Source organism: Streptomyces sp. SCSIO 30461, assembly GCF_037023745.1.
Lineage (GTDB): Bacteria > Actinomycetota > Actinomycetes > Streptomycetales > Streptomycetaceae > Streptomyces.
Genome location: NZ_CP146101.1, coordinates 372,549 through 391,073 on the forward strand (window position 1 = coordinate 372,549; position 18,525 = coordinate 391,073).

Sequence of the window (18,525 nt, forward strand, 5' to 3'; positions counted from 1 at the left end):
GCAGCACTTCGACGCACCGGCCAGGCCGCGCTACGGCGGCCCGTACCCCGATCCGCCCCGTCGTCTCGTCTACCTGCTCGATCACGAATACACGCAGCGGGGTCTCGGCTGGGACCGGCTCAAGGGCGCCGACGCGGAGCGTGCCGCGCTGCTGCGCGCCGCGGCCGCCCAGGCGGGGTGCGAGACGGTACTGGCCCTCGCCGAGGTAAAGGAGACCTGGGACGCCACTCCGGCCGGATACGACCCCTGGGACGACTACGTCTACGACGAGGAGGAGGGAGAGGAAGAGGGGGAGGAAGCAGCTGCGGTCGACGGCGCGGGTGCCGACGAGGACTACGAGCTGGGCGAGCTGGTCGACGACGAGATCACCCTCGGCTGGTGGACCGGTCCGGACGGCGCCGACGGCGAGGAGATCTCGCTCTACGTCCGCGACTACGAGAGCTGCGCCAGCACCCCGAGTGCTGACCGGAAAACTCGGGGGTTCGACGGGCATGGCGATGTGGCCCCTGGGGCTGTGCCGACGGGGTTGAGGGGCGGTGCGGTGGTGTGTCAGGCGCCTGCCGGGGTGAGGGTGACGTCGTGGCCGAGGGCGGTGAGCTGGCGGACGAGGTCGCGGGTCTTGCGGGCGGGATCGAGGTTCTTGGTGTGCCAGTCGGGGCCGAGGTCGCGGTAGCGGGCGGTGGGGTCGTTCAGGAGGTGCCAGACCGTGACCAGGATGGAGCGGGCGACGGCGACCAGTGCTTTGAGGTGGCCTCGGCGTTTGACGATGCGGCGGTAGCGGGCGCCGAGGAAGGTGTCGGTGCGGGCGGCGGAGATGGCGGCTTCGCCGAGTGCTCCGCGCAGCCAGGGGTTGCCTTTGCCGGCGGGTCCGGAGGTGTTCTTCGGGCCGGACTGGAAGGTGCGTGGGGATAGGCGGGCCCAGGAGGCCAGGTGGTCGGCGGTGGGGAACACGCTCATGTCGGTGCCGATCTCGGCGAGGATGACCTGGGCGGTGGCCGGTCCCACCCCGGGGATCTCGTCCAGGCGCTCGACGTCGGTCAGCGGCATCAGCATGCCCTGACCGGGCCGGTCGTCGTCCCTGTCACCGTCCCTGTCGTCGTGGGTCGTGGACAGCTCGGTGAGACGGGTGGTGATGCGGGCGGTGAGCTTGTCGATCTGCATGGTGAGGTAGTCGACGGTGTCCAGCAGCATCCGCAGCATGAACGCGTGGTGTTCCTCGAACCCGCCCGCCAGTGCCTCTTGAAGGGCCTGGGGGCTGGCTTTGATGGTGCCGTGTGCCAGGTCGGCCAGGGCCCTGGGGCTGCGTTCGCCCGCGATCAGCGCCTCGAGCATCGCGCGGCCGGAGACGCCGAAGATGTCGGAGATCACCGAGGACAGCTTGATCTGCGCGTCCTCCAGGAGCTTCTCCGCGCGCTGCTTGTGCCGGGTGCGCTCGTGGGTGAGGACCGCGCGGGAACGGGTCAGGTCCCGCAGCTCCCGCACCGGCTTTGGCGGCACGAACGAGGCTCTGAGCATGCCGCGTTCGGCGAGCTTGGCCAGCCACACCGCATCGAGCCTGTCGGTCTTCGGGCGGCCAGGCACGTTCTTCACGTCACGCGCGTTGACCAGCCAGCATTCAAGCCCCCGCGCCTCCAGGAGAAAGAAGAACGGCTTCCAGTACGTCGAGGTCGCTTCCATGACCACCCGGGTGACGCCCTGGCATATCAGGTGGTCCGCGAGATCCAGGATGGCGCCGCTGGTCGCGGCCACGTGCCACACACGCTGTACTCTCCGGCCGGGCTTGTCCTCGTGCGGCACCCGGGTGCACACCATCCCGGATGCCTTGGCGATATCGATCGCCGCGACCCGCTCCACCAGCTCCGGTCCCTGCTCGCTCTCCTCGGCATCCGTCTCCGCCACGGGCGCGTGCCCCTTCCCCCTCGTTCCGTTCGTACAGGCGGCGCCCGCCCCAAGGGGCCACGGGGAAGACGAAATCTGACCGGCGTGCTCTACGGCAACAAGGCAAGGCCCCGCAGCGGCCCCTGCACCAGACTGACCTACGGGCTTGGTGTCCCAACGAGCAACCGGAGTCGGCGAGCGGGCGCCGCGATCATGTTTTCACGCCGGCAAGGCGTTCCCCGACAGGGACCAGAAGGGCTGACCTGAAGCCCTATGACTCCCAGTACGAGGGCTACATGGGCAACTACGGCAACACACTGGACCGCTGGTACCGGCGGGCCGCGGTCGTGGTGTGGCCACGGGAGCGGGCCTTCGCGGCGCGCGGCGAGGCCGGATCGCGGTGGGCACTCGAGGAACTGCAGGCCCGTATCACCACGGGTGACCGGGACGGCGCACGCGCCGCGGCCGAGTCCCTCGCGCCGTTCTGGAAGGGCAGTGGTCTACAGCCCGGGCAGCTGGGGAGCGCGCTGCGGGTGGCCGAGGGCCTTCAGGCGCCCGGGACCGCCGCGATGCTCCTTGAGCCGTTCCGGATCGACGCGCTCACTCCGGAACACGCGGACGACCTGGCCGCGGTGGCGAAGCGGTACGGCGTCCCGTGGCTGGGCCAGGTCACCGAGGGCTGGTTCGGCGGCGCGCGGAACCGCTTCGAGGAGCACCGGTACGACTGGACCGAGCGGCTTCCTCAGCTGTGCGCGGCGCTGCGCTCCGCCCGGAGCCCGGCGGCGGCCCAGCTGCTGTTGACCGGGGCCTGGACCCAGGTGGACGGTGAGCTGCGGCTGTGGATCGAAACCGGGCCGGCCGAGATCCGCCGCGCGCGATTGGAGCGGCTGAGCCTGCCGCTACTGCGCATCCTGGAAGCGGCTGACGCGAAGCTGCGCGGCCGGATCATGGCAGCGTTGCGTTCCTACCAGGACACGGTCCTTGAGTGCCTGCTGCCGATGCTGCGCCGCGCGGTGCGGGAACAGACGGAGGGCGAGCCCCGGACGTCCGGCCTCGCGGCGGTGGCACGGGAGTGCGGGGACCGGCTCGGCACGCTCGCGCGCCGGGCGCCACGCGCCGCGGACGACTGGTCGGTGGCGTGGACCGGGTGTGGCTGTGAGTTGTGTGGCGGCCTGGGCGAGTTTCTCGGCTCCCGGTCGCGGCGGACGCTGGAGTGGCCGCTGGCGAAGGACGGGCGGCGGCACGTGCACAGCAGGATCGACACGGCCGAGCTGCCCGTAAGCCATGTGACCAGGAGGCAAGGACGCCCGTACACGCTGGTGCTGACGAAGACCGAGGAGCTGTTCACGCGCGAGCGGGCGACCCGCCGTCAGGCCGGAGCCGACCTGGCCTGGCTGGCCTCGACATGGGACCTTTCCGGCGAGGCCGGAGTCGACACGAGGCCGAGACACGAGACACGAGACGCGGGCGCGACGCCGGCGAAGGCCGCAAGGAACTCCCCGCCCAAGGCGGCGCCGATGCCGGGGACGCCCTGGACTTTCAGCGAGTCCGTGTGAGTCCTGACCGTCGGCAATCGCCGGGACGTCCACCGCCAAGTTCCATAGGACCTTTGCCGTGCGAGTCGGTGCCGACCGCCCGCCGGGAGTCGCGGGACGTGCGCCTGCCTGTCGGTTGATATGTTCCGAATGTCGCCTATAAATGCAACCAAAACTGCAACCAGTGCATGACGAGGAGCCGAGCCGCAATTGCGGCTCGGCTCCTCGTTTCGCCTGGTCAGGCGGCTGCGGAGGATACGAGATTCGAACTCGTGAGGGGTTGCCCCCAACACGCTTTCCAAATGTTCGTACGCCCGTCCGGTTGTGGTCGTGGGTGTCCTGACCTGCGGCGGAGCGCTCGGTGCGGACTCGTCCGGACGGGCCCGGACGTAGGCGAATGAGACCAGAACTGAGACCAGGCGGCCTGGGTTCGACGGGATCCACCCTGTGGGACGGCTGGTCAGCCTAGGCTTGTCCTCAGGTATGGGCCCGCGGACCGCTTCGTGGAGGAGCCGATCATGAGTACTGCCCCGAACCTCCCGCTGCCGCCCCGTCGGCCTGAAGATCCGCATCCGCTGCGGACTATTCGGGAGATCCGGGAGTCCTTGCCCGAGCGGCAGCTCGGGCACTTCGACGCCGAGCTCGCCGACACAGACATCGACGCCCTTCCGGAAATGCTTCACCGCTGGGCCACCCTCGGTAGTGACGGATTTCTTGATCGGCTTGAGTCGGCCCCGTTCGAGGGCCTGGAGTTCGGGCAGCGTTCCTACGACGATGCGGCGGGCGGCGAGTGATCTATCTGCTCGACACCAACGTCGTCTCTGAGATCACCACCCGGCCGAAGCCGGCTCCGGCTGTTGTGGCCTGGGCCCGTTCGGTTCCGTCTACCGGCCTCTACCTGAGTGTCATCACGATCGCGGAGATCGAGGCCGGCATCGCTCAGACACCGGACCTGGTACGGCGTGCCGCTTTCGAGGGGGCGCTCGACGGTATCCGCTCTGACTACAGCGACCGGATCGCGGCCATCGGGGAACAGGAGGCCCTCGCGTACCTCGCCCTTCATCGGACGCTGAAGAGCGCCGGAACCAGCATCGATCCGCCGGATGCGCTGATCGCCGCCACTGCCCTCGCGAACGGGTGGACCCTGGTGAGCCGCAACATCAAGCACCTGGCCCGGACTGGCGCACTCTTGCTCAACCCGTGGGAGTACGGGGGTTGACCGGCGGGCGGATGCGCGAGCCCTCGCCAGATCCACTCTGTGGAGGATCTGCGTACGGGCGCGGGGCGCCGTGGAAGACCTGGCTGGTGTGCCAAGAGCGGTGGTGCGCCGCCACGGGGCGGACGCCCAGCTGCGGGCCGATGAGTGGACGGCCCGCGAGTGCTATGACGTGCTCGCGGGCAGCGGGGCTGCGCCCGACGAAGCGCTGCGAGACGAGGATTCGGTGGCCGTCGCCGACACCGAGGACGCCCTTGTCGAAGAGCTTGTGGTGCAGCGAACACAGGCACAAGCCGTTGTCGATTTCGTCGGGTCCGCCGAACGCCCACCAACGCACGTGCGCGGCCTCCAGTCCGACCGGTACTGCCCCGATCCGCCCGTCGTAGCCGCAGAAGGCGCACTGGTACTCGTAAGCCGTCAGCACCAGCTCCCGCATCCGCCGGTCCCTCTGCCGTCGCGCTGACGGAAGCCGCCCGGTCTCCGTCGACTCCAGCTCCAGTCCGATCGCTTCGCACAGCTCGCTGTGCACGGAGGGTGGGAAGTGGTGGTCGAGCAGTACGCGCGCCATCCGACCCAGCAGCGACGGCTCCCGCCGCAGTGCCGCCCGCAGCTCCGGCGCCAGCCGCCCGACAGCCCTGGTTGCCCGCAGCTCCCGCACCACGCTCCCAGGACTGCCGGAACCGCGGTCGGTGCGCACCTCCCACACCCCGTCGCTGGCCAGATGGTGGAACGGGTAGGCGGGCGTCGTCCTGTTGGGCGGACCGTACTCGGCCAGCAGCCGCTTCAGGTCCTCCTCCACCGCGCTGTAGAACAGCCCGCTGTCTGCATCCTGCTGGAACCGGCCGAGGGCGTACAGGAAGAGCAGCGGCTTGTGGGGAGCGCGTGCCCCGTTCTTGGTCCACTGACGCAATGTCGCGGTCCGCTCCAGCCAGTCCATGCCGGCGATCGTAGTTGCGCCCCACTGAACGTCAGCCTGGGCCCGTCACGGGCATGTGCTGGCGCCCGGCCGAGGACGCTATAGGGATTCGTGGGCAAATGTCCGAAATAAATGAGACCAAAACTGAGACCGGGCACACGACGAAGACCCCGGCCGCTGGAGCGGTCCGGGGTCTTCGTTACGCCTGTTCAGGCGGCTGCGGAGGATACGAGATTCGAACTCGTGAGGGGTTGCCCCCAACACGCTTTCCAAATGTTCGTACGAGGGTCCGGCGGGGGCCGTACCCGTCCTGACCTGCGGCGGAGCGTTCAGGCCGGGCCCGTCCGGACGGGCCCGGACAGGGGTGAATGCAACCAGAACTGCAACCAGACGATCGCCCTGACCCGGGGCAGAAGCCTGTGTCGGTTCGGGGCTACGCCTCTTCGCCGCTCACCCGACTGTCCTCCTCGAAGGCGAGAGCCCGCTCGGCGGCATCCAGCAGGTCGGCATACGTCAAGACCTGGATCCGAGACAGGTGGGCGTTGTAGGTCCTGATCGTCTGGTCGATCTGCTCGCGAGTCGCAACGTCCGTTCGCTCGGGGTAGCCGATCACGACCGTGGCGCGAGCGCGTCGATAGTCGTAGTCAAGATTCAAATCGTTGCGGTGGAGGGTGCCGAGAGCCGCACCCATTTCGTCGAGGGTGCGCAGGTAGTTCATGCACTGGCCGACGGCTTCGTTGACGGCACCGGAGAGGATGAGGTGGTTTTCACGCGGTCGTCGAACCAGTGGCGCCTCGGGGCCCTTGAGTTCGATGATATTGAGACTTCGGTCGGCTGAAATCAGAGGGATATCGTGCTGATGTAGATTCATTAGATCCCGCCTTGCGGCGACACCGATGTACTGGCCGCCGAAGATCCAGTGCTGACCGGACATGGCCTTGTGCATTGCCGTCTCGTTGGTTCCCTCAGCGATGGCGAGTTTGCGCAGGTCTCCCAGTAGCGCTCGCCGCCTGCGAATAACCGCCGCCTCGGCCGCAAACAAACCAGCGGGCGTTGAGGTTAGCCCGGTCAGGACCTCGTCAATGTCAATACGCTTCGACAGCATCTCGCCGAAAGTGACGGACGTGAGCCCAGCGGCCCCATTGAGCGCGACAAGCGATTCCACCCTCGCCAGGAGGGTGTCGATAAGTGTCTCGATGGACATATCGGAGTAAGGCTCGTTTACGCTTGCGCCCTGCTCAGGTTCGACAGAGACGTAGCAGACTCCGTCATACAGGCCATCTTTCTGGAACTGTGAGAAGGTCTCTCCCAGGCGCTCCTTGTACGACAACCCATCGCCGATCCTGACGTAAGAATCACCCTGCGGCTTGCGGACGGGAAGGTTGGCACCCTTTCCTTCCTGGAGAACGAAGAAGAGCCCCAGGTAAGGCTGGAACCCGGTCAACTCCGGACTTCCGTATTGTCTGCGCACATCGAAAGCGATCGACGTTAGTTCTGCGATCCGATTGTTGTAGTTGTTGCCGTACGAGGGTCCGCCAAGGCCCTTTACGGCAATCGCAGCGAAAGGAACGCCATCCTTGACCACGGCAAGGTCCCACGCCGATCGGCCCACTCCATATGCACCCGGCAGGGTTGCATCGCGCCCGACGTGGATCCAATCTCGGTCAATGCCGCGCGCGGCAAGTTCATCCGCCACGGCAAGGATGACGTTTTCCCATCGTGTCGCACGAACCATAGGTGGCGTGCCAGTGTCGTCGGAATGGCGCTGAAGCCAGTAGTTCTTGACTGCTTCCCTCACCGACTCCACGGTCGGTCACCCCCACCCAGCGTTGGTCAAAGCTTCTCATTGAGGCTATCGGGAGGGTGTGACAGCCGACCTCCACGTGGCTCCCCTTCGGCGGCCTGATACACGTACGACTCGAATGTGTCGTGTCTCCGTCGGCGTCCTCCAGACAAAGGCCCAGGCAAACGAGACCAGCCACTGGCCGAACTGCGCCCTTCTCGCCGGCCTCCCGCTTCCCGAAACTGCTGCTTTGGACAAGGGAGGGGGCGCCATGGCAGCAGCGCGGAAGCGGCGAGGACCAGCAGCTCGGAAGCGGCGAGAGCAGCGGCTCCGCGGCGGCGTCATCGCCGGGGGCGTGAGCGTCGTCCTCCTGGTGGCCTTCTGGAACGTCATCTGGCCCTATCTCGTCGGTGCGCTCGTTCTCGGTGGCGTCTCCGGCGCTGGGTTGTGGTTGTGGCGCACCGATCGGTTCATCAGAGGCGGTGATCGGCAGTGGCGGCATGACGAGGCCGTGAAGGCTGGGCATCGCACGCTGGCTGAGGTCGACGCGATGACGGGGACGGAGTTCGAGGACTTCGTCGTGGAACTGTGCCGGCGAGACGGGTGCACCGATGTGCGGAGGGTCGGCGGCTCGCACGACAACGGAGCCGACGTGCTGGGGTCCCTTCCCGACGGGCGAAGCATGGTGATCCAGTGCAAGCGATACACGCCCAAAAGCAAGATCCCCAGCCGGGAGGTCCGGGATCTGCTCGGCGCCAGGGTGCACTTCAATGTCGACGTGGCGATCTTCGTGGCCACGACACACTTCAGCCGGCCGGCTGAGAAGTTCGCCACGGAGAACGACATACTCGCCGTCCATCGAGATCACCTCGGGCTGTGGAATAACGGTGCCTCGCTGCTGTCGCTCGGTGCGGTGAACGGCCTGGGGCAGGGAGACCGGCGGCACCGGGAGCGGTGGAAGGAGACGTACGAGTAGAGGGGCGAGGACGGCCGGAAGACGATGGTGCGGGGGTAGGCGGAGTGGTCCGGGGCGGGTGTCCGGCGTCGGTACTCTGGAGCGCATGTCTACTGCCCCGGTTCGCGTTCGTTTCGCCCCGTCCCCGACCGGCATGTTCCATGTCGGTGGTGCACGGTCCGCTCTCTACAACTGGGCTGTGGCGCGACAGTCCGGCGGCACGTTCGTCCTGCGGATCGAGGACACCGACGCGGCCCGGAACAAGCCGGAGTGGATCGACGGGATCATCAACGCGCTCGCGGCGATCGGCATCCACGGCGAGGACGCGGCCTTCGAGGGGCCGTACTTCCAGTCGCACAACGCCGACCGGCACCGGGAAGCGGCCCAGCACCTCTTCGCGGCCGGGCGGGCGTACTACTGCGACTGCACCCGGGAGCAGCTGAAGGAGCGCACGGGTTCGGATCACCTCGGGTACGACGGGTTCTGCCGGGAGCGGGGGCTGGCCTTCGAGGAAGGCCGGGCGCTGCGGTTCCGGACGCCGGACGAGGGCGAGACCGTCGTGGTCGACCTGGTCCGTGGGGAGCCGGCGTTTCCGAACAGCGCAATCGAGGACTTCGTGATCGCCCGTGGTGACGGGTCCCCGGTCTTCCTGATCGCCAACGTCGTCGACGACCTGGACGAGGGCATCACGCAGGTCATCCGTGGCGAGGAGCACCTGTCGAACACGCCGAAGCAGCAGCTGCTGTGGGAGGCGCTCGGCGCGAAGCCGCCGGTGTGGGCGCACCTGCCGGTGATCGTGAACGAGAAGCGGCAGAAGCTGTCCAAGCGCCGTGACAAGGTCGCGCTGGAGGACTACCTCGCCGAGGGCTTCCTGCCCGAGGCGATGGTGAACTACCTCATGCTCCTGGGCTGGGGCCCGGGTGACGACCAGGAGATCCTCCCGTACGAGGAGCTGGAGCAGCTCTTCCGGATCGAGGACGTCAACACGGCGCCGGCCTTCTTCGACGTGAAGAAGCTGACGGCGTTCAACGGCGACTACATCCGCGCGCTGTCCCCGGAGCAGTTCGCCAACGCCTGCGCGCCGTGGCTCGTCGCCCCGTACGCGCCGTGGGCCCCGGAGGCGTTCGACAAGGACCTCTTCGAGGTGGCGGCCCCGCTGGCTCAGACCCGACTGGCGCTGCTGTCGGAGATCACCAGCTACGTGGACTTCCTGTTCCTCGACGAGCCGGTCGAGGACGAGGCGTCGTGGAACAAGGCGATGAAGGCGGGTGCTGGCGACATCCTGTCCGACGCCCGTGCCGAACTGGCCACCGTCGCGGACTGGAAGGCTGACGACCTGAAGGCCGTTCTGCTCGCCGTCGGCGAGAAGCACGGCCTCAAGCTGGGCAAGGCCCAGGCGCCCATCCGCGTCGCGGTCACCGGCCGGACGATCGGACTCCCGCTGTTCGAGTCCATGGAGCTGCTCGGACGGGACCGTGTGCTGGCCCGTCTGGACGCGGCGGCCAAGAAGCTGGCCGCCGCGCAGGCGTAGCCGTCGGTCAGGCGACCTTCGTGAGAAGGTCGCCCCAGGCGTGGCCGAAGTAGTTCAGATCGAACCGGGCCAGGGCCTCGTACGCGGCCTTGGCCTCGGTCTGGCGCACGGCAGCGCGTTCACGGACCTGTGTTGGCAGGCGCCCGAGGTCCGGGGTCGGCTGGCTGGTCAGCGCGGCGAGGTCGCCCAGGCCGGCCACCGGGCGGATCAGGCAGGGCAGGCCGAGCAGCAGGGCCTCGGCCGCGCAGCGGCTCCAGCCCTCCCGCATCTGGGGGAGGAAGACGCCAACATCGCACGCGCACAGCAGCCGCAGGTACTGCTCACGGTCGACGTCGAAGTGGGCACCGTCGAAGCCGATGGTGTTGCTGCCGCTGGTGATCACCCGCAGCCCGGGCGCGTCGGCCAGGGCCGCCGAGACCTCCTCGGTGCCCTTCCAGTGCACAGCCTTGCCCGCGTACACCCCGATCACGTCCGGCGACAGACCGAACTCTGCGCGGCACTCGGTCCGGTCGAAGCCACGGGTCCGCTCGACCTCCGTCATGTCGAAGGCGTTGTAGATCACCCGGACGTTGCGGACGCCTCGGGCCTGAAGGAAGTCGGCCCAGTACGGGGCGACGCAGACCACGGCGGCGCACTGGGGCAGTACGCGGAACAGGTGCTCCCAGAGCATGGCCTCGACGGGAGCGGAGTCGTGCTGCAAGGGCTCGTAGTGGTGGAAGAGAAACACCGTGCGGGCCCGCATTTCCGGCGTGAAGAGCAGCAGGCTCAGGTCGTCCCACACGAAGGTGCCGCTGGTGCCGTCGAGTGCCCGGATGGTCGGGGACAGGCGGGCGAGGTGGCGGAGCTTGCGCCAGCGGCGGACGCGGTAGGTGCGCTTGAGGTCCGGGACCGTGCGCCACTCCACGTCGTCGGCCGTCGCCTCGTGGAGCATCCGCAGGTAGACCCGGCCGCCGGTCCGGCCGACCGGCTCCATCGAGTAGACGACCCGCTTCACGGACGTACCTCCTGTTGCTGTTGGACGTACTCGGCGTGGAGCAGCGCGCGCATGGCCTCCAGCTGGGGGCTGAGGCCGCGAGCGGCTTCGGCGAGCGGGAGGTAGAAGTCCTTCAGGCTCCGGAGGAACCGTCGGCGCCTGTCGACGTTGGGTGAGGCGGATAGATCGCGCAGGTTGTGGAGGCGGTCGGCGAGCCGGACGAGGAGGTCCTCGGACGGGAGCGCGGCCTGCTTGAAGCGCCACCCGGTTTCGTCGCCGACGGCCTTGGGGCGCTCTTCGAGGCGGTGGTCGGCCGTCATCGCACGCAGGCGGTTGGTGAACGGGGCGCCGAGGTGCTGGACGAGCAGCGCCTCCGATTCGGGAGCCACCTCCAGGGCGTCGTGGAGGAGGGCGAGGAGCAGGGCCTCGGGGTGGCTGACCCTGATCTCGGCGCGCAAGAGCGTGACGACGGCCAGCGGGTGTTCCAGGTACGGGGTGCCCTGGTCGCGGGTGCGGCTGTCGTAGACGGTGAGGGCGAGGGCGCCGGCGACGCGGGCGCGGGACTGCTCGTCCGTGCTCCACGCGGCGGCGCCGAGGGTGGTCAGGACGTGGTCCAGGTCGATGGGGTTCATCCGCCTCACTTCGTACGGAGGGCCGTGGCACGGGGGTCGGGCACGTGGTCGGCGAGGAGCAGGGTGTCGCCGACCGCCAGGGCGTCGAGGCCGAGGTCTGCCGCCGCTGCCACGGCCTGCTCGGCGGTCCGCAGGATCGGGGTGCCCTTGCGGTTGAAGGAGGTGTTCAACAGCAGCGGCAGTCCGGTGCGCTCGTGGAACTGCTCCAGGAGTTCGTGCAGGCCCTGGTGGTCGGGGGCGACGGACTGGACTCGGGCCGTGCCGTCGTGGTGGGTGACCGCGGCGATGCGGTCCGCTCGGCATCGGCGGACGCGGGCGACACGGTTCATGAAGGGGTCGCCCGCCGACATGAGCCACTCCGTGGCGTGCTCGGCGAGGACAGCCGGCGCGAAGGGGCGGTACGTGGCTCGCTTCTTGATGGCGTTGAGCCGGTCGCGCGTGGCGGCGTGGCCGGGGTGGGCGAGGATCGAGCGATGGCCGAGGGCTCGCGGCCCGAATTCGAGTTGTCCCTGCACCCAGCCGACAATGCGGTGTTCGGCGAGCAGCGCGCCCACCGTAGGTGCCAGTGAGGTCCCGAGGCCGGCCAGGGGGCGGTATCCGGTCGGCACCGCCGGCACCGCGCCCGGGTGCGGGCCCCAGGCCGCGTCGGTCGGCACCGGGAGGCGCTCCTGCCCGAGCTGGTAGTGCCAGCCGTAGAGCGCGGCACCCACGGCCGTGCCCGCGTCGTGCGGGGCCGGTGCCACGAAGAGGGTATCGAAGCCGCTGTCGGCTGCCAGATGGCCGTTGAGGTGGGAGTTCAGGGCGCACCCGCCGGAGAACACCAACGTCGAGGCTCTGGTGAGCCGTTGCAGGTGGCGGGCGATGTGGACGACGGATTCGGCGAAGACCTCCTGGACGGCGGCGGCCAGGTCAGCCCGCTTGTGTTTCGGCTGCTCGGCGACGTTGTCGGCGGTCCAGGCACGGCCGCCGAGCAGCAGCGGTGTGCTGCTGTCCGCCGAGCCCCAGGGGTGATTGATGCGGACCCCGCCGTCGTCGCCGAGCCGGACCAGCTCGCGGATCTGCGCTCCGTAGCGCTGGGGATCGCCGAAGGCCGCGAGCGCCATCATGCTGCCCTCGGGCTCGTCGCCGGGCGGGATCACCCGCCGGGCGAGGTTCCGGTAGAAGTGCCCGAGGGAGGAGTGGACGCGCCGGGGGCCGGCCGGGCTGGGGACGACGGTCGGCATGCCCTGGTGGAGGCGGTCGATGCGATCGGGTCGCAGGTCGTACCCGGTGATGCGTTCCCGGCCAGGGCCGAAGTCGGAGCCGAGAGAAGAGCCGCCGGCGTCGATGACGAGGCCCGCCGCGTTCTCGTGGCCGGAGAGCAGGTAGCCGGAGAGCACGTGGGCCGTGTGGTGGGAGAGAAGACGGAGGTGTTCGCCGAGCGGGGCGGGCAGGAGGGCGGCGAGTTCGTCTCGCTCCTCGGCCAACCACCAGCCGGCGGCGGGGTTGGGGCGCATGGAGGCGGCCCAGACGGCGTCGATGTCCTGCGGTTCGAGGCCGGCGGCCTCCAGGCACCACTGAAGCGCGCGGGTCGGGGCGGTGAGCGTGCCCTTGCGGGTGGGGTGGTTGTGCTTGACGCCGCTCCAGCGTTCCTCTTCGGCCGCGTAGAGGCGGCCGTCGACGAGTAAGGCGGCGCTGGTGTCGTGGTGGAAGTTCAGTCCGAGGACTGCGGGCATGGTGGTGTACCTCCGGTTTGGGGTCAGACGGTGAGGGCCGGGGCGGGGAGGAGGGCGGCGCCGGAGTCGGTGTACTCGTGGCAGCGCAGGCAGAACCGGAAGTGGTGGCTTCGGGGCGCGAATACCTTGGCCGCGAAGTCCTCGTCCCAGATGCTGAATTCGCTGTCGTCCTTCGCCATGGCGTTGAAGCAGCGGTAGCAGGATCCGTCCATCTCGATCATCAGGTGCTGGTCGAGGTAGCGGTCGCACATGCCGCGCAGTTCGTTCGCCGGCTGGCCGACGTCGACGTGGTGCACGTGGTTGGTGACGTGGATGGCGCCGTACCTGTCGCACAGCCTCGCGAGCTGCGCGAGACGGGTGGAACTGATGCCTTCCAGAACGCTGTTGATGACCACGGTCTTGCCGGCCTCGCGAAGGCGGGGGACGACGGCGTGTACCTCGTCGTAGTTCTCGTGCTCGTCGTCGCAGCCGATGAGGACCTGGTCGTACGAGCGGAGAGTGGCCTCCATGATCCGTTTGTTGCGGGCCAGGGTGATGGCGTTCGTGCCCAGGACCATGACCTTGTCCGGCAGGCGGGTGCGGGCCGTCTCGCTGAGGGCGGGGAAGTCCCGGTGGACGGTGGGCTCGCCGCCGTTGATGTGCAGCTGCTGGAAGGGGATGGTCTCCAGCCGGGTCAGGATGGTGGAGAACAGCTCCATGGACATGTTCTCGCCCTGGGCGCCGTCGGCGAAGATGCAGAAGTCGCAGGACCGGTTGCACTTCGTCGTGATCTTGATCTTGGCCGTTTTCAGGGCGCGGGGCAGGGGCGCACGCGCGGGCATGGCTGGACTCCTTGGGTCAGGGGTGGACGTCGGCAGGGGTGAGGCTGAGGAAGTCCTGGACGGTGGACTTCTGCCGGTGCCAGAGCGCGAGGGTTGCGCGCAGGGTGCCGGCGGTGGTCGGTTCGGTGGGGATCAGCGTCGCCATCCGGGCAGCCAGCCGCTGGGCGGGAGTGGCTTCCTCCGCTGCGAGCGCGTTCAGGGTCCGCGCGGCGGCTCGGAGTTCCTTTGCCTCGCGCCGGATCAGGTAGTTGGTTGCCACGCCGGGCGGCGGGGCGAGGTAGTACAGCCAGCGGGCGACGCGGACACGGAGCATCCCGGCGGTCATCACCCAGTCGGTACGGGCCTGCTCCTCGAGCTTGCTGGCAGTGCTGGCCGCGTCGGGAACGCGGCGCATCGCCGCCTCCAGGGCGACATGGGCCATGCGGAGCAGGTGACGCGGACTTCGAGGACGGGCATCGGGTCGGTTGCCAGCGTCCCCGAGGAACAGCTCGGCGTACCCGTCCAGCCCGGCCGGCCGCCACTGTGTGAGTGCGGCCGTCTTGCCGGGGCAGCGGGTCCGTGTCGCGAGCGCGGCGGCGGCGAACCAGCACGGGGCGAGGTAGTGCCAGGCCACGCAGTGGCGCCGGTACGCGGCGATGTCCTCCACCACGTTGTCTGTACTGTCCGTCGCCAGCTGGTACCGGCCGCCCAGCCGCCCCTGGAGGATGCCCCGGTAGAACCGCTCGTCGACCTCGCACCACGGCGCCATCTGGGCCCGGGACTTCCAACGCTGGAAGTCCCGCGTACTCCCGCTGATCAACGACCAGGTCGCGAGCTCGGGCGCGGAGACGAGCCGCCCGTCCGCCTCGGCCACGGTGAACGCGAAGCCGGGCGGATGCTCCAGGAGACGCCGATGGGAGACGTCCCGGCCGACTGCGGCGGTGTGCGCGGCGGCCAGGCGGTGGTTCCACTCCTCCCAGTCCGCCGGGGCCTGGGGGAGGAGGACCCGTACGTCGATATCGGAGTGGGGAGCCAGCAGGTCGGCCGGCTGCCACTTGTGGGTGAGCATCACCGCGCCGACTCCGTGGGCGTCCAGCTCGCGTTCGTACAGCGCTCCGAGCCCCGAGTAGAGGGGCGGCGCTTCGACCACCGACATCACCGCTCCCCGGTGGACGCGCGGGCGCAGGCGGGCTGCGCCTCGTTCGTGGTGAGAAGGGGGAGCAGGGGCAGGACTGGGGTGCCTTCGGGGCGTTCCATCCGATCCCAGCGCAGGTCGTAGTCGACGTAGTGGAAGCCCTGCCAGGCGTCGTTGGTGTTGCGGTCGAGCATGGCCTGGAAGAGGTGGGCGAAGGCGTCGCCGAGGGTGCCGTCGGCCAGGTGGGGCTTCAGAGGGATGTCGCGGTTGTGGAGGATGCAGGGGCGGGCCACGCCCGTGGGTGTGATCTTGATGCGGTTGGCGTCGGAGCAGGTGGCGCAGCTGGAGTTGGAGATGAAGCCGATCGAGCCCGCCCAGCCGTCCGGGCGGAGGTACTGCCCGGGGCTGCGGACCCCGAGCTCGTCCCTGCGGACCTCGCCGGCGTTCGCGAACCACTCGTGGAGGCGGGCGCGGACCTCGGCCTCGTTGATGAACTCGGTGTCGAAGAGCGCCTGGGCGGGGCCGATGTTCTGGAGTTCGATCAGCCGGACGGCGATGGGCAGTTCGCGGGCGAGCTCGGCCACGGCGAAGGCGTCATCCAGGTAGGTGCGCTGGAGAACACAGTTGATCTTCACGCGCAGGCCGAGAGCGAGGGCGGTGTCGAGGGTGCGCCGGGTGATGCGAGGGTCGCCGCCGCCCATGATCTCGGCGGACCGGTCGGGGTCGAGGCTGTGCAGGCTGAGGTTGAGGTACGTCAGGCCGGCGCTGTGGAGCTTCCGGACGCTCAGACCACGGCGCAGGTTGCCGTGGCTGGTCATGCCGATCGCGGCGTCGGCCCCGAGGCCGTCGGCCAGGCCCGCGATCACGTCGAGGATGTCCGCCCGGAGGGTCGGCTCCCCGCCGGAGCAGTGCGCCTTCCTGATCTTCCAGGCGCCGGCCTCGGCGGCGATGGCCGCGTAATCGGAGACGGTCAGCGGACGTTCTTTGTGCCCGTAGTCCGGCATACAACGCGGCTTGCAGAACACGCAGTCCAGGTTGCAGAGCGAGTTCAGGGTGAAGGCCAGGTAGGGGTGGTTGCGGCCGGTCGCGGCGAAGGCGGCGGCGAGGTCGTGGTGGCGCGTGGTGGGCATCGGTCAGCCTCCTACGAAGGGAGAGCGGGCAACGGGTACCTCGGCCAGGCCGTTGAGCGGCTGGTCGGTGAGGTAGCGGCGCAGGTTGTCGGCGAAGAACGTGACCGCCTCGTTCATGTACGTGCGGCTGAGCGTGGAACTCTTCGGGGTGAGGACGACCCGGGGGTGGAGTCGCAGGGGATGGCGGGCGGGCAGCGGTTTCGGGTCGAAGACGTCCAGGGCGGCGCCGCGAAGGTGGCCGGCGTTGAGGGTGGCCAGGAGGGCTGCCTGGTCGACGGTCGCCGCGCGGCCGAGGTTGAGGAAGACGGACTTCGGCTTGAACGCCGTGAAGAGGTCGTGGTCGAAGAACCGGTCCGTGGCCCGGTTGGCGGGCAGCAGATCGACCACCACGTCGGCGACGGCGACCGCCTTGTGCACCGCCGACGTGTGCATCCATGTGATCCCGCCATCGGCGGCCATCGGCGGCGTCCGCCGTACGCCGATGACATCCATCCCGAAGGAGCGGGCCGCACGAGCGAGGTGTCCGCCGATACTGCCGCAGCCGACGATGGTGATCGTCGCCCCTGCCAGGTCGAAGAACTCCTCGGCCAGGTCGTCCTTCCACCAGGTCCGGTTCCGCTGGGCGAGCTGGCTCATGAACAGCCCGCGTGAGAAGCCCAGGACCATCCCCATGGCGTGCTCGGCCATGGGCCTGCCGTGGAACCCGTACGAGCGAGTCAGAGCCACCCCGACCGAGTGGGCCTCGGCGACGGGCAGATGGTCGGTGCCGGCGGCCGGAGAGGCGATCCACCTCAGGTGAGGCGCCCCGAACAGCCACGACGGCTTGAACATCCAGCCGAAATAGACGTGCGCCTCAGCCAGGCGGTGCGGCACGGCCTCCTCGGTCGCCGTGCGGAACTCGACACCGGGGAAGGCGGCACGCAGGGAACGCTCGTGTTCGGCGGACAACCGCCAAAAGGAGTGCGGGGACTCCAGGCTGATCAACACCGTCGGCCGGTTCATCCCGCTCGGCCCCCCGCGCTGGACGCTTGCGCGAGAGCCCAAGGGGCGATGCGCTCGATGACGGAACCGATGCTGGTCTCGTAGTCGTGACGCGAGCGCACCAGGGCCGCCCCGGCGCTCCGGAGCCGGTCGCGTTCGCGGGGCAGGACGGTCAGGGCGCGGTGGAGCGCGGAGGCCAGAGACCTGGCGTCGCGTGGCGCGGCGGTGAAGCCGGTCTCGCCCTCGACGACGGTCTGGGCCAGCCCGCCGGCCGTGGTTGCCACCACCGGGCCTGCTCCAGCTGCGAACGCCTCCAGGGGGATGCGACCGAAGGGCTCCTCTCGGGAAGGAACGACGACGGCGCGCAGGGCTGGGTTGTGCAGCCAGGCGCGGATCGTGGGGGTGAAGCGCGTGATCAGCGTCGCGTCTAGGCGGTACGCGCGGATGCGAGCCGCCAGGTCCTCCTGGTGCGAGGTAGGGCGCTCGTGTTCGTCCGAGGTCACGGCCGCCAGGACCAGGTGCGGGGCGCGGACTCCGCGCTCCTTGAGGAGGTGCAACGCCTCCAGAAGGTCGTCGAAGCCCTTCGTCGGCACGGCACGGCCCATGGCGAGAAGGAATCCGGCGCGAGCCTTGAAGGGCAGGGGCGGCGCGCTCGTCGGCCGGGCCATCTCCTCCTGGATCAGCCCGTTCGGGACGCTCACGATGCTTCCCCGAGGAACGGCGTAGCTGACGACGAGGTGGCCCCGCATATGGGAGGAGATGGCGCCGATCCGCCCGCCTCGGACGGTCGCCGCCCGCAGGGCGTCCCGCTCCCAGCGGACTCGGGACATGTCCTTGGGCCGCGTCAGCGCCGTCGTGGAGCGGGGTATGAGCAGCAGGTCCGTGGTCGGCGACGTGTAGGGGGCCAGCCCGAGGAACGGGATGTCGAGGCCGATGAGAAGGCACCGGCTCGCGTGGTCGGCGATGCGTACGGCCGCCTCGCCCGCCAAGTCGCACAGCTGCACGGAGCCGTGGATCGAGTCCGGCGCCGCTTGGACCTCCGGGATCGTGATGACGTCGGCCTCGGCGTGCCGCAGCATCTGCTGGACCTCGCTGGCCCACCGCCGGTCGTGGGCTCCCCCGCCCTCCGGAACGTGTGAGGTGATCACGGAGAGGCGGCCCTGCGGCAGCTGGCGAGCCAGCGCCGTGAGGAAGGCACGGTTGCTGAAGCCGGTGCCCGACGCCGCGCCGTAGAAGCCCTCGTGGAGGGCGACGACGACACGGGGCCGGCGGACCGCCTCCGGTATGGCCGTGGGCGGGGGTGGTGGAGTCGCATGGTCGATGCGCACCGTGTGGTGCCTCCTTC

General features: G+C 69.2%; 16 protein-coding genes. 5 read left to right on the plus strand and 11 right to left on the minus strand.

The genetic code is table 11. The features are described from left to right. Positions 1–549: 549 nt before the first annotated feature. Positions 550–1,899 carry an IS110 family transposase gene (locus tag V1460_RS01765; RefSeq protein WP_338671540.1) on the minus strand — a complete coding sequence of 450 codons (1,350 nt, stop codon included), beginning with the start codon at positions 1,897–1,899 and terminating at the stop codon, positions 550–552. A gap of 275 nt (positions 1,900–2,174) precedes the next feature. Between V1460_RS01765 and V1460_RS01770 the strand changes: the two genes are divergently transcribed. The 3 genes from V1460_RS01770 (at position 2,175) to V1460_RS01780 (ending at position 4,632) form a co-directional block, all read left to right on the plus strand. Next, positions 2,175–3,434, plus strand: coding sequence for a hypothetical protein (locus V1460_RS01770; protein WP_338671697.1), 1,260 nt, complete (start codon positions 2,175–2,177; stop codon positions 3,432–3,434). 497 nt (positions 3,435–3,931) lie between these two features. Then, entirely contained in the window at positions 3,932–4,207 is a 276-nt protein-coding gene (locus tag V1460_RS01775; RefSeq protein ID WP_338671698.1) for a hypothetical protein, read from the plus strand. Beyond that, positions 4,204–4,632 (plus strand): type II toxin-antitoxin system VapC family toxin, encoded by a 429-nt coding sequence (locus V1460_RS01780; protein WP_338671699.1) that lies wholly within the window; start codon positions 4,204–4,206, stop codon positions 4,630–4,632. Before V1460_RS01775 ends, V1460_RS01780 begins: the two co-directional genes overlap by 4 nt. Here the strand turns inward: V1460_RS01780 and V1460_RS01785 are convergent. Together V1460_RS01785 and V1460_RS01790 are read right to left on the minus strand one after the other, a co-directional pair. After that, on the minus strand, positions 4,607–5,566 hold the full coding sequence (locus V1460_RS01785; RefSeq protein ID WP_338671700.1) for a phosphorothioated DNA-binding restriction endonuclease: 960 nt from the start codon (positions 5,564–5,566) through the stop codon (positions 4,607–4,609). The two genes, V1460_RS01780 and V1460_RS01785, sit on opposite strands and share 26 nt — an antisense overlap. Positions 5,567–5,978: 412 nt before the next feature. Then, positions 5,979–7,343, minus strand: coding sequence for a Shedu anti-phage system protein SduA domain-containing protein (locus tag V1460_RS01790; RefSeq protein ID WP_338671701.1), 1,365 nt, complete (start codon positions 7,341–7,343; stop codon positions 5,979–5,981). A 256-nt stretch (positions 7,344–7,599) separates the two neighbouring features. Between V1460_RS01790 and V1460_RS01795 the strand changes: the two genes are divergently transcribed. Next, entirely contained in the window at positions 7,600–8,304 is a 705-nt protein-coding gene (locus tag V1460_RS01795) for a restriction endonuclease (RefSeq protein ID WP_338671702.1), read from the plus strand. 133 nt (positions 8,305–8,437) lie between these two features. After that, positions 8,438–9,814 (plus strand): glutamate--tRNA ligase, encoded by a 1,377-nt coding sequence (gene gltX, locus V1460_RS01800; RefSeq protein WP_338677858.1) that lies wholly within the window; start codon positions 8,438–8,440, stop codon positions 9,812–9,814. A gap of 7 nt (positions 9,815–9,821) precedes the next feature. Here gltX and V1460_RS01805 read toward each other — a convergent pair whose 3' ends face one another. Genes V1460_RS01805 through V1460_RS01840 form a run of 8 tightly spaced genes read right to left on the minus strand, consistent with a single transcriptional unit; the run spans position 9,822 to position 18,508 of the window. Further along, the gene (locus V1460_RS01805) at positions 9,822–10,808 is read right to left on the minus strand and encodes a glycosyltransferase (protein WP_338671703.1); all 987 of its coding nucleotides are present in this window, start codon (positions 10,806–10,808) and stop codon (positions 9,822–9,824) included. Continuing rightward, positions 10,805–11,419: an HD domain-containing protein gene (locus V1460_RS01810; protein WP_338671704.1), complete on the minus strand. Its 615-nt coding sequence runs from the start codon at positions 11,417–11,419 to the stop codon at positions 10,805–10,807. Before V1460_RS01810 ends, V1460_RS01805 begins: the two co-directional genes overlap by 4 nt. Positions 11,420–11,424: 5 nt before the next feature. Continuing rightward, positions 11,425–13,134: a carbamoyltransferase C-terminal domain-containing protein gene (locus V1460_RS01815; RefSeq protein WP_338671705.1), complete on the minus strand. Its 1,710-nt coding sequence runs from the start codon at positions 13,132–13,134 to the stop codon at positions 11,425–11,427. A 23-nt stretch (positions 13,135–13,157) separates the two neighbouring features. Then, the gene (locus V1460_RS01820; protein WP_338671707.1) at positions 13,158–13,955 is read right to left on the minus strand and encodes a radical SAM protein; all 798 of its coding nucleotides are present in this window, start codon (positions 13,953–13,955) and stop codon (positions 13,158–13,160) included. Between the two features lie 16 nt (positions 13,956–13,971). Next, entirely contained in the window at positions 13,972–15,090 is a 1,119-nt protein-coding gene (locus V1460_RS01825) for a hypothetical protein (RefSeq protein WP_338671709.1), read from the minus strand. Further along, entirely contained in the window at positions 15,090–16,199 is a 1,110-nt protein-coding gene (locus V1460_RS01830) for a GTP 3',8-cyclase MoaA (protein ID WP_338671710.1), read from the minus strand. Before V1460_RS01830 ends, V1460_RS01825 begins: the two co-directional genes overlap by 1 nt. Positions 16,200–16,202: 3 nt before the next feature. Then, positions 16,203–17,201: a D-2-hydroxyacid dehydrogenase gene (locus V1460_RS01835; protein WP_338671711.1), complete on the minus strand. Its 999-nt coding sequence runs from the start codon at positions 17,199–17,201 to the stop codon at positions 16,203–16,205. Then, positions 17,198–18,508 carry a glycosyltransferase family 4 protein gene (locus V1460_RS01840; protein WP_338671712.1) on the minus strand — a complete coding sequence of 437 codons (1,311 nt, stop codon included), beginning with the start codon at positions 18,506–18,508 and terminating at the stop codon, positions 17,198–17,200. Before V1460_RS01840 ends, V1460_RS01835 begins: the two co-directional genes overlap by 4 nt. Positions 18,509–18,525 lie beyond the last annotated feature (17 nt).

Excerpts from the sequence above, each read along its gene's own strand:
- V1460_RS01820 (WP_338671707.1), bottom strand. The coding sequence starts at position 13,955 with ATGCCCGCGCGTGCGCCCCTGCCCCGCGCCCTGAAAACGGCCAAGATC.
- V1460_RS01785 (WP_338671700.1), bottom strand. The coding sequence starts at position 5,566 with ATGGACTGGCTGGAGCGGACCGCGACATTGCGTCAGTGGACCAAGAAC.
- V1460_RS01830 (WP_338671710.1), bottom strand. The coding sequence starts at position 16,199 with ATGCCCACCACGCGCCACCACGACCTCGCCGCCGCCTTCGCCGCGACC.
- V1460_RS01795 (WP_338671702.1), top strand. The coding sequence starts at position 7,600 with ATGGCAGCAGCGCGGAAGCGGCGAGGACCAGCAGCTCGGAAGCGGCGA.
- V1460_RS01825 (WP_338671709.1), bottom strand. The coding sequence starts at position 15,090 with ATGTCGGTGGTCGAAGCGCCGCCCCTCTACTCGGGGCTCGGAGCGCTG.
- V1460_RS01815 (WP_338671705.1), bottom strand. The coding sequence starts at position 13,134 with ATGCCCGCAGTCCTCGGACTGAACTTCCACCACGACACCAGCGCCGCC.
- gltX (WP_338677858.1), top strand. The coding sequence starts at position 8,438 with ATGTTCCATGTCGGTGGTGCACGGTCCGCTCTCTACAACTGGGCTGTG.
- V1460_RS01835 (WP_338671711.1), bottom strand. The coding sequence starts at position 17,201 with ATGAACCGGCCGACGGTGTTGATCAGCCTGGAGTCCCCGCACTCCTTT.
- V1460_RS01770 (WP_338671697.1), top strand. The coding sequence starts at position 2,175 with ATGGGCAACTACGGCAACACACTGGACCGCTGGTACCGGCGGGCCGCG.
- V1460_RS01810 (WP_338671704.1), bottom strand. The coding sequence starts at position 11,419 with ATGAACCCCATCGACCTGGACCACGTCCTGACCACCCTCGGCGCCGCC.
- V1460_RS01775 (WP_338671698.1), top strand. The coding sequence starts at position 3,932 with ATGAGTACTGCCCCGAACCTCCCGCTGCCGCCCCGTCGGCCTGAAGAT.